This is a genomic window from Porticoccus sp., from assembly GCA_023261185.1.
GTDB lineage: Bacteria > Pseudomonadota > Gammaproteobacteria > Pseudomonadales > Porticoccaceae > Porticoccus > Porticoccus litoralis.
In genome coordinates, this window is record JALRJN010000110.1 from 1 (window position 1) to 1,858 (window position 1,858).

Annotated in this window: 4 protein-coding genes; 1 reads left to right on the forward strand and 3 read right to left on the reverse strand. The window is 53.4% G+C overall.

Features of this window, described 5'->3' with window-relative positions; all coding sequences use genetic code 11:
• Both ACYZYZ_RS10500 and ACYZYZ_RS10505 read right to left on the reverse strand, forming a co-directional pair.
• The coding region (locus ACYZYZ_RS10500; protein ID WP_461484214.1) for a YheU family protein at positions 1-122 on the reverse strand (122 nt) is incomplete at its 3' end.
• Positions 123-129: 7 nt separating this feature from the next.
• Positions 130-927 (reverse strand): class I SAM-dependent methyltransferase, encoded by a 798-nt coding sequence (locus tag ACYZYZ_RS10505; RefSeq protein ID WP_461484211.1) that lies wholly within the window; start codon positions 925-927, stop codon positions 130-132.
• Between the two features lie 100 nt (positions 928-1,027).
• Between ACYZYZ_RS10505 and ACYZYZ_RS10510 the strand changes: the two genes are divergently transcribed.
• Positions 1,028-1,546: a glycine cleavage system transcriptional repressor gene (locus ACYZYZ_RS10510; protein WP_461484212.1), complete on the forward strand. Its 519-nt coding sequence runs from the start codon at positions 1,028-1,030 to the stop codon at positions 1,544-1,546.
• An 18-nt stretch (positions 1,547-1,564) separates the two neighbouring features.
• Here the strand turns inward: ACYZYZ_RS10510 and ACYZYZ_RS10515 are convergent.
• A partial coding sequence (locus tag ACYZYZ_RS10515) for a VIT1/CCC1 transporter family protein (RefSeq protein WP_461484213.1) occupies positions 1,565-1,858 on the reverse strand: 294 nt, incomplete at its 5' end.

Sequence of the window (1,858 nt, forward strand, 5' to 3'; positions counted from 1 at the left end):
TGCCGCTTTACCTGGGCGACCTTGACGGCAAAACCTACCTCCTGGTCACCGTAGTCAGTTGCTTCCCGGGAAACAAAGTCTTCGATGACCGCCTCCAGCAATTCGGGTGACAGACGATCCATGGGAATTTCAATCACTGGCAGAAGGTTTCCTGAATTTCAGTGTCATGCGATCGCTTTCACCGATGGCAAGGTATTTCTCCCGGTTTTCAGATCCCAAGCGCAAGGTGGGGGGCAATGTCCAAACCCCGGCCGGGTGATCCGCAGAATCCTTTGGATTGGCATTGATGTCACTTTTTGCTTCCAGGACAAACCCGGCATTTTCTGCCAGCTCAATCACATAGGCTTCTGTCATGTAACCACTGGTGAGCATCTTTTCACGAGGGGTTCCTTCCTTGGCGCGGTGTTCCACTACACCCAAAATACCCCCGGGTTTCAATGCCTGATAAAACAGCTCAAAGGCTTGCTGTTCACTGTCTGTGCGCAGCCAGTTATGCACGTTGCGAAACGTCAGCACCCTGTCTGCAGCGGCCTCAGGGGTCAATAGCTGACCACGTGCCGGATCAAAGGTCGACAACTTCACCTCCCCGTAGATTGAAGGGTTGGCAAGCAGTTTTTCTTCGAAATGCTGCCGTGACAGATCATAAAATTCTACCCCGATACCCGTGGAAAAATGGGCCGCGTAGAGTGTGCCAGCCTGTATTAATGGCGCGAGAATTTCAGTGTACCAGCCACCACCCGGCCAGATCTCAACCACAGTCATACCGGGTTCAACATCGAAAAATGACAATGTTTCTCCCGGGTGGCGCCAGACATCCCGTTCGGCAAATTCAGGCGTGCGGTGTTCGCCCTGAAGCGGGTCCGCCTTTACACAGGCACAAAATGCCAGCAAAGCCAGCCATGGGGCGTATCGAACTGATTTAATCATGTTGCTAACTCCTGAGTTCCTTTCATGTTTATTTAACATCATGGTCTGTGACAAACAGATGGGACATAATACTCAGAAAATTCCGGGGGCCAATTATCCAATGAAACACTATCTCGTACTGACCGTTATAGCAGATGATCGACCCGGTATTGTGGAGCGCATCGCCGACGCCGTGGCAGCAGCAGGTGGCAACTGGCTGGAAAGTAACATGTCCCGCCTGGGTGGAAAATTTGCCGGAATCCTGCTGGTGGATATTGCCGAAGACAAACAGGAGAGGTTGATCGACAGCCTGAACAGCTTGCAGTCACTGGGTATTCGCGTCACCGCTGAACCCTGCTCCAGCGTTCAGGAAGCCACTGGCGAACCATTGCTGCTGACCGTCGTGGGCAATGATCGACCAGGGATTGTCGGCGAAATTTCCGCGATACTGGCTCGCCTTCAGGTCAATGTGGAAGAACTGGACACAAGTTGTGAAGACGCCCCCATGAGTTCGGAAATTCTGTTCCGGGCCACTGCCATTTTACAGCTGCCCACCGACCTCAGCAGGGATAGCCTGCAATCAGCGCTGGAACAGGTATCCGACGACCTGATGGTGGAACTGGAAAAGCCGGCAGGCTAAATCTACAGGGGCGGGGACCTAGCCCACCAGTCCTCTTAACAACACCCCAACACCATAGGCCATAGCGGCGGCAATGCCGCCAATGCCGACGGTTTCGATGCCGGACAAAAGCCAATGCTGTGCCACAAACCGACCCTTCATGGCCCCCACCCAGAAAAAAGCCACCACGGTCATCAGGGAGGACCAGAAAAATGGTGAGCCAATCAATCCCGGCACAATCCAGTTGGCGACATAGGTGGTTAGAGGAATAAACCCCACCACACAGAAGGCCACAAAAGTCGCCAGCCCGGCCTTAAAGGCATTGTGCTCCTT